We start from the raw sequence: 8,506 nt of genomic DNA on the forward strand, positions 1-8,506 counted from the left end.
CGGCGGGCTGTGCGCAACCACGTCGGCGATCTTGCGACGATGGCCAGGTTGGGAGACGTCCCAGACCTGCGCGGTGCCGTCACCGGTACCGATGATCAGAATTCGGCCGTCCCGGCTGTGGGTCAGCGTGGTGACGACGTTCGGCAGGCCCTCGACAGCCACGGAGAACTGGGTTCCCGCCAGGACATCGAGCAGCGCCGCGCGGCTGGTCGCCGACGGGTCCCGCTGGTACGCCTCCACCGCGAGCAGGAGCGCGGACCGTGGCTCGGTACCGGTAGCCGAGATCGCCGCGGCCTGCAGCTGGCGGACGGTCGCGGCCTGGCTGCTGCGCCGCGCGCTGGAACGCTGCTGGAACGCCAGGCCGGCGGCCAGCGCCGTCAGGCACAGGGCAAGTGCCAGGCCGGCAAGGATCTGCCTGAGCCGGCGGACCCGCCGGCGCTCCCGGGCCTGTTCGGCCTGTTCCATTCGGATGCTGGCGTCGAGGAACTCCTGGTCGGCCACTCGCAACAGGCGCTTGTGCCGGGCGTCCGCGGCCCATTCGCGGGCCGCCGCCAACCGGACGCCGCGATGGCAGAACGCCGGATCGCGACCGGCGCGCTGCCAGGCATCCGTCGCGTCGGCCAGCTGCTGGCGGATGAGCAGCCCGGCGCGATCCTCGTCGATCCATCGACGCAGCCGCGGCCAGGCACGCAGCAGCGCCTCGTGGGAGAGCTGCGCCCCGCCGTCGTCGACGGTGACCAGCCGAGCCTGCGCCAACCGGTCGCACACCAGCGTGATGAGCTGGCGCTGCACGCTGGAACGACCGTGGGCCATCTCGCGTAGGTCGATGCGCTGCCGCACCGCCTCCCCATCGCCGCCGCTCAGATACACCATCCGCACGAACAGTTCGCGCAGGGCCACCCGGCCGGGTTCCGCGAGCGAGTCGTGGATCTCCTCGGCGGTGCGGGTGACCGACTGCCAGATACCGCCGGTGGCCTGGTAGCCGGCGAGGGTGAGGGTGCGGCCGCTGCGCCTGGTCCAGGTGGCGCGCAGCACGTGCGCCAGGAACGGCAGGGCCGCGCCGAGCGTGGCGGCTCCGCCCTCGCGGAGGTCCCGGAGCAGCAGGTCGGTCAGCCCGGGTTGCAGGACCAGACCGCTCGCGTGGGCGGGGCGTTCGATGACTGCCCGCAGCCCGGCATCATCCAGGGGCGGTAGTGTCACTTGGCCGTCCCGCAGCGCGCGGACCAGCTCGGGATGTTCCAGGCAGCTTCCGTAGTGATCCGCCCGGAGCCCGAGCACCACCTGGACGCGGCCCGGACCGGTGCCGGGGCCACCAGCGTCACGGGGGCCACCAGGGCGACCAGTGTCGCGGGGGCCATCCGGGTCACCGCACAGGACACGGATGAATCGCGCCCGCTGGCCGGGATCCGCGCACCGGGTGAAGACCTCCTCGAACTGGTCGACGACAAGGACCGCGCACCCGCCGGGCCGTTCGGCCATGCTGGGTAACCGCCCGGCCAGCAACTGCCGTTCCACATCCCCCAGGGGCTTTCCGGCCGCCGCCGCCAGGCGTTCGGCGAGCGCCCGCATCGGCTGGGCTCCCGGCGCGGGCAGCAGCACCGCCGGCCAGGGGCTCGTCCGGTCCGCCTCGTGCCGGCGGTCCAGCGCGGCCAGCAGCCCGGCACGCAGGAGCGAGGACTTGCCCACGCCGGAGGACCCCACGAGCACCAGCGGGCGATGAGCGGGGCCGTTCCCGGTGACGTCCCCGAGCAGCCGGCGGACAAGATCCTCCCTGCCGAAGAACCGTTCGTGGTCGTCTGGCTGGAACGGCTCCATCCCCGGATAGGGACACGGGGAGTCGTCCAGCGGCTCGGCTGACCCGTCAGCGGACACGTCATCGCGCGCTGGGACGGGCCGCTGGTAGGCGGGATTCGCGGCGAGGACGAGTTCACCGGCTCGGCCGTCGCTCTGCCGGTGCGGCCGCGCCGCCGTTGCCTGCAGCCGCCGGTCGAGGCGCCCGTAGATGTGGTCGAGGGTCAACCGGGCCGGGCCGGCCGGGTCACCCTCGCGCAGCAGCCGCAGCAGCTCGCCGCTGAACAGGGTGTGGCGCTCGCCCGGCGGGGCGTAGGAGACGGCGTAGTGGGATGCCGAGGTCAGCAGGTAGCTGCCGCGCGGCCGGGCGGAGGCATAGGGATCACGCTGCCGGCCGTGGGCTGTCGCGTCCGCCAGGCCGGAGAAGCAGCAGTCGAGCACGACCACGGTGCTGGCCGGCAGCTCCGCGAGAATGTCCCGGACAGTCTGGTAGGAGACGGACCGGGCGACCCGGTCGCCAGCGAGGCTGGCATGCGTGGCCAGGTACAGCCGATCCCCGGGCCCGAGCAGGCCGTGCCCCGCGAAGTAGAACAGGACGACGCCGCCCGCCTGCGCGGCCGCGGCCTCCACCGCGTCGAGCACGGCGCCTTCGTCGACGGGATCGACGATCGTGTGGATGTTCGCGGGCGCCATGCCGCACACCTCTTCCAGCGCCCGCCGCAGATCCTCGACCGTGGTTGCCACCGACGGCAGATCCGGCAGACGTGACCCGTCGGCGTGGCGGCTCGTTCCCACCAGGACCGCCCGTGCGCCCATCCCGGCGAGGTCGCCGAGCGGCAGCTGCCGCGGTGCCGCCATCCGTCCGAGCCCTCCTCCGTCCGGCCAGCCCTGTGTGCCCCTGGTGCCGGGCGCTCTGCCGGGCGTTATCCGGCCGGTGCGGCGGGAGGCCGCGCTGTCTCGCCGGGGATCGGCTCGCCGCCGGGGATCGGCTCGCCGGGTTCCAGCGACCGGGCGAGCTGCTGGGCCAGCTCGTTCACCTGTCGCGCGTCCAGCCCGCGGACGTGTTCGGCCGCCACCGTGAGGGTGGTCCCATCGGGGCGGGTGATGGTCACGGTCTGGTTGCCGGCTCGGCGCTGCACCCACGCCACCAGCGCGGCGGCCAGCACGGTGGCAACCCCTCCCGGTTCCAGGACCACGGTGAGCAGATCCGTGGCCGTGCCCATGACCGCCGGCGGTGGCGCCGCGGCCGGAACACGGCGGACCCGGCCGCGGAGTTCCCGCTCCCGGCCAAGCCAGGTCCCCAACGGCGCGACGCTGCCGTCCGGCCAGCCACCGCCGCCCTGTAACGAGATGACGACTTCCACGGTCCGTATTGTGCTCTTTGGGCCGCCGCGAGGGGAACGAGAGGTCCGGATGGATATCGCTGCCCCGCTTTCGGGCATCGCTCCCAGGCGCCGTCGGTATCGCGCCCGGACCAGTGATCAGGCCTGGCAGCCCGGCGCAGCTCAACGCCGCGTCCCCTATCCCTACTGCCTCCCTATGTATGGCCGGCCGGCCTACCGTTCGCTGCCCGGATTCCCACCACCACCGGCGTCGTCGTCCGGTACGGACTGGGCACCCGGATGCTGGTGGCCCGCGGGGCCCTGGGCGAATGTGGTCAGCATCGTGGTGGTGACGGTGGTGACGAAGTCCCGCACCACCGGCCCGGCCGCGCCGGACCCGCACACATCGGTCACCGCGCACACCCACGCGCTGGTACCCGCGTCGAACACGCCCGCGCCCGAGTCGGCCGTGTAGTAACTGACATCGGAATGGTCGGGCCGACCGTGACAGACCACCGGCGAATGGGCGAGAACCTCGATCCGCGGTGGTGTCGGATACGCGCGGTCGACCCGGTCGTACTCGGATCCGATCATCCCCGGGATGCGGCTGCCGGCCGTCACCGCGGCGCCGGCGAGCAGCCAGTGCCCGGGGTCGCGGACCACGAGGTCGGCATGTACCGGATTGCACTGGTACATGCCACCGGTGAGCGAGCTCTCCGGACTCGCGTCCGGCGGGGACGGCCAGTTCGCGGTCACCGCGGCGTTGTCGACGCCGTTCAGCGGATCCTCGGCGGCGATCTTGTAGCCGGTTTCCAGCCGGTCCGGCCCGACGCGCGTCGGCCCGAGCCTGATCCGGCGGAACACCGCGTTCGCCCCGAGAAAGGCCAGGTTCACCCCGCGGTCACGGGCCCGTGTCAACGCGTCCCGCATCGCGGGCGAGTAATACTCGTCATGCCCCATGGAGACGACCGCGCGGGCGCCGTCCAGCAGCGCCGGGTCGGCATGCAGGTCGATGTCGGTGGCATAGGCGACGGGCAGGCCGAGTTTTTCCGCGAGGATGATGACGGGGGCCTCGTTCCCGGTGAAGTCCGCGGCGCCGTCACCGTAGTCGTACGGCCGGTCGAACGACACGGCCCGCGCCCGGTCGGCGAATCCCTTCGGACCGTGGTAGAGGCTGTAGCCGCCCCACGCATTGTACGCCTGCCAGGTTGTCACCGCCGCGAGCAGCACCACCCGCCCGGACATCGTCGGGCTGCGGACGGTCAACGGGACGTAGGTCTGGAAGCCCTCGGAGTTGTCCAGGCGGATCAGATACGCGCCCGGTGGCCAGCTGTTCGTTGCGAACGTCGTGGTCGGCTCCCAGGCCGTGCTGACGGTGTTGGTCGACGGGTCGCGGGACGCGGGGGCCTGCACCCGGCCGGGCAACGGGCCCACCTCGGTGACCAGGCGGCAGGTCCGTCCGCCGTACCAGCCGATCCGGAAGACGGTGGCCGTGACGGTGGCCGCGGTCGTGGAGGCGAACAGGCGAAGTTCGTCCCCCGAGCGGATGCTGGTGTGGTCAAGCCAGCCTTCCACCGCGTGGTTGTAGCCGAGCCGGGCCAGCCCGCAGTCACCACCGGGTTTCGCGTTCTCGGCCCGGACGTCGAAGTCGGCGCCCACCCCGGCGCCGTCCCGGCCGGCCCCCTGTCCGCCCGGCCCGCTCCCGTTGCCCTGGTTGGTCCCGTTGCCCTGGCTGCTCCGGCCGCCGTGGCCGGTGCCGCCGCATCCGCCGAGGAGGGCCGCGAGCACAACCATGACGGTGACGGAGGCCGCGACAGCCGTGGGCCATGCGGCAGACCCGCGCCGACCACGGTCCTGGCTCCGATGGTCCTGGCTCCGATGAGCGAACATGCCGGCCATCCTCGCCGGTGGCCTCCCACAGCCGCCACCGGCGGTGGCCGGCTGCGGGCTCCGTTGACGGGCTCCGCTCATCAAGCAGCCTGATCGTGGGATTGGGGCAGGCGATTCCCGGTGCTCCGCGCCGCGGATCCGCTTAGATTCCCCTGGGGCCGCCGGAGGTGTGCGCACAACCGCGATCCCACGTCCGTCGGCCCGGCGAGAGCAGCTCAGGCCAACAACACCAGGCCAACAAGGGAGATCAGGATGTCGACCGCCGACCCGGCCGCTCATGCACGTCGCCTCGACCGGATCGGGGCCTGCGCATGACCATCTCCCAGCCGACGGCTTCGGGCCCGATCAGCTCCGGTGCGCAGGCGGCGCGCGGCGAGCGCCCCGGCAGCCCGGTCAAGGCCCCTTGGGCGGTGCTGCCGGACTACCAGTGTTTCGGCTGCTCGCCGTACAATGATCAGGGCCTTGCGCTGCAGCTGCGGACCCATCCCGAGGGGCTACAGGCTCGCTTCGATTTTGGGCGGGCACACGAGTCGTACCCCGGCATCGTGCATGGTGGCCTGATCGGGGTGGTCTGCGATGAGATCATGGGTAACCTGATCGTGCTCCAGACCGGCCGCACCGCGTTCACCACGGTGCTGAAGGTGCGCTACGTCTCGCCGATGTTCGTCGGCAGGACGTACGACTGCATAGCCCGTATGCGGCCGCCGCGGGAGGGGCAACAGGCCGGTACCGGGCTCACTCATGCCGCCTCCGAGATCCTCGATCTGGACGGCGCCACGATGGCCACCGCGACGGCCAGCTACCGGCTTGTCAGCCTGGACGAGGCGCGCCAGCGCTTCACCCTGGCCGACAGCGACGCGGACCGGTTGCGGGACGCGCTGCCCGGATACCGCGACGGGCATGGGAACGAGGCACAACCGCACGAGTGAGTCAACTGGCAGGCAGATAAAGTTCCTGGTTCTCGCGCGGTCTTTCGGTGATTCCGGACTGCCCGCGGGTGGCGGCCTCTCCTCCAATGCTACTTTGTGTGACGGATTTCGATTGCCGTGCTTATGGGTGCCTGCTGGCGCTCCGCATTCATCTGCTTACGTGTTGTTTTCAGATTTTCTGTTCTGCCTGCTAGGCGGGTATGACGTGCGCTGCCCGGTGTCTCTCGCGGGTGAATGTTGATCAATTTATTGCTGCCGGCAGTGTCATATGTTCGTTTTGATGGTAGCTCTGCGTGGTAACTGGTGGAGATGCGCCAACAAGATGACAGGAGAGTTTCACGAAGCCCTTTGCGTTCGGCAGCATTTCATGCAAAGCTGTTCTGCGAACGGTGGATTCGAGGGGGCGCCATTTCCCGGCGCGTGGTTGAGGGTGCCACCAGCACCTCGCCGAGCGCTCGGGTGGCCAGGGCTGAGGGGGATGGGATAGATGGTACGACCTGTCTGACGGCGGCGGTTCGGGAATCCTGCTGCCGTTATAGCCGGCCAGTCACCTGCCGAGGCGTGGCAAGGCAGCAGTCCTCCGCTTGGACGGGCGATTCGCGTCGCCCGTCCGCGGGTTTTTCCACGGCTGGTCGAGCAGCTCTCATAGCTGGTTGGTGAGCACCATCCACGCAGGCCGGGGCTGCTTGGCCATGGGTATGCGCCCTTTTTGTCATGGGCGCGTATGCCTTTATGGAGAAGCTATGTTCGTGTCGCGTGCCGTCGATCACGCGTTAATTGGAAGCGCTGTTTCCAAGGTTTTCCACGTGCTGTCTGATGTGTTAGAGGAAATTGTCGGACTGGTATTCGTGCTGTATCTGGCAGCCGGCGTCGCATGTATTTTTCTGGCCATTTTCCTGCGCGCTCGCGGCCGCCTCGCGCGCGCGTCGACCGGGCGTTTCACCGTGGCCGAGAAAGTCGGCCGGCCAGCTGGGCGAAGGATCCGTTGATGAGTCGGTCAGGCCGTGTACGTGATGTCATGGTTTCGACAGGATTGCTGGGTGGTTTCGCATGTCGGTTACGGGAGGCCCCCGGACGCCGTCGGCCGGTCGCGTCCGGCCCGGTCCGGCCGCGGGTGCTGTGGCACGCGGGCCTGCTCCCGCCCGTTGCCGGGTACCTGGCTGTCCCGGCGGCCGCGCAGGCACAGGCCCACGGCACGGCGGCCGTCCGGTCCCCGGTGGCGTTACTCGTGTCCTTACCCGGCGGCGCGCTCGGCGCCGCGTGGCCGCTGGCCGCCGGGCTGATCGTCATGGGTTTCCTCTACCTGATGGCGATGCTGCTGTTGTCGGGTACCCGCGAGCAGCCTCCGGCCGTCACCCCCAGCGGCCTGTTCTACGTGTTCGTCATGCCCTGCCTCAACGAGGAGGCGGTGATCGGGGCAAGCGTGCGGCGGCTGCTCGCCACGGCAAGGGACGACATCCGAGTCCTGGTGGTCGACGACGGCTCGGACGACGCGACGGCCAGCATCGTGCGCGGGTTCCGGGACGAGCGGCGGTGGCTGTTACGGCGCGATCCGCCCAACGCGCGGTCAGGCAAGGGCGCGGCGCTGAACGCCGCCATCGCCTACCTCGCCGATCACGATGAGATCGCCGTCCGGGACCCGGACGATGTGATCGTCGTTGTCGTCGACGCGGACGGGCGCCTCGATTCCCATGCCATCGATGCCGTCGCCCCGTACTTCAGCGACCCGCGTACGGCAGGTGTGCAGACGGGTGTCCGCATCAACAACCGGCATGGCAACCTGCTGGCCCGCATGCAGGACATGGAGTTCGTGATCTATACCGACATCTTCCAGCGTGGTCGGGCCCATGTCGACAACGTGGGGCTGGGCGGCAACGGCCAGTTCGTCCGCCTTTCGGCGCTTCGGTCGCTCGGCCCGCGGCCGTGGAGCCACAGCCTGACCGAGGATCTCGATCTCGGGGTCAGGCTGCTGCTCGCGGGCTGGCGTAACCGGTTCTGCGCACAGGCTGATGTCCACCAGCAGGGGGTGGTGAAACTACGCCGGCTACTGCGCCAGCGCTCCCGCTGGTTCCAGGGGCACCTGCAGTCATGGCGGCTGATACCACAGGTGATTCGGGATGCGCGGATCCGCACGCTGCCCGACATGCTGTTCCACCTGTCGAGCCCGTTGTTGATTGTGTTGGCGTCCCTGCTCACACTCGCGTTTGGATGTTCGACGGCCGCGGTCACGGCCGACTGGCTCGCCGGTGGGCCCAGCCCCGATCCGCGCCTGTTCGTCGGCGCCTACCTGCTGGCCACGGTTCCGGCCATGCTCTGCGGCCTGGTCTACCGCCGGCAGGAGCCGATCTCCGGGTTCGGCCTCCTACGGCTGATCGGTTATGCCCACCTCTACATGGTGTACGCCCTGGTCTGGTTCGTCGCCGGCTGGTGGGCGATCGCCCGGATCCTCAGTGGCCGCAACAGCTGGCACAAGACCGCCCGCAGCCCGGAAGAACGCCTGAGCGCAGCCGCCCTGACCGCGGGGACGAGTACGGCCGCGGTGGCGGCGAGCACGGCAAGCACGGCAAGCACGGC

At 70.3% G+C, this 8,506-nt stretch carries 6 protein-coding genes; 3 read left to right on the forward strand and 3 right to left on the reverse strand.

Annotated features, from left to right (window positions below; all coding sequences use genetic code 11):
- The 3 genes from MJ785_RS16920 to MJ785_RS16930 form a co-directional block, all read right to left on the reverse strand.
- Positions 1-2,649: caspase family protein (locus MJ785_RS16920; protein ID WP_239381725.1), on the reverse strand; the 2,649-nt coding region annotated here is incomplete at its 3' end.
- Positions 2,650-2,714: 65 nt separating this feature from the next.
- On the reverse strand, positions 2,715-3,155 hold the full coding sequence (locus MJ785_RS16925) for a hypothetical protein (RefSeq protein ID WP_239311980.1): 441 nt from the start codon (positions 3,153-3,155) through the stop codon (positions 2,715-2,717).
- Between the two features lie 192 nt (positions 3,156-3,347).
- Positions 3,348-5,003 carry a N,N-dimethylformamidase beta subunit family domain-containing protein gene (locus MJ785_RS16930; protein ID WP_239381727.1) on the reverse strand — a complete coding sequence of 552 codons (1,656 nt, stop codon included), beginning with the start codon at positions 5,001-5,003 and terminating at the stop codon, positions 3,348-3,350.
- A 311-nt stretch (positions 5,004-5,314) separates the two neighbouring features.
- Here MJ785_RS16930 and MJ785_RS16935 point away from each other — a divergent pair, with 311 nt between their 5' ends.
- The 3 genes from MJ785_RS16935 to MJ785_RS16945 all read left to right on the forward strand — a co-directional run.
- Entirely contained in the window at positions 5,315-5,932 is a 618-nt protein-coding gene (locus MJ785_RS16935; RefSeq protein WP_239311974.1) for a PaaI family thioesterase, read from the forward strand.
- A gap of 743 nt (positions 5,933-6,675) precedes the next feature.
- Positions 6,676-6,921, forward strand: coding sequence for a hypothetical protein (locus MJ785_RS16940; RefSeq protein WP_239311968.1), 246 nt, complete (start codon positions 6,676-6,678; stop codon positions 6,919-6,921).
- Positions 6,922-6,950: 29 nt separating this feature from the next.
- Positions 6,951-8,506: glycosyltransferase family 2 protein (locus MJ785_RS16945; protein WP_239381729.1), on the forward strand; the 1,556-nt coding region annotated here is incomplete at its 3' end.

Origin of the sequence: Protofrankia sp. CiT1, assembly GCF_917627335.1 — a bacterium.
Lineage (GTDB): Bacteria > Actinomycetota > Actinomycetes > Frankiales > Frankiaceae > Protofrankia.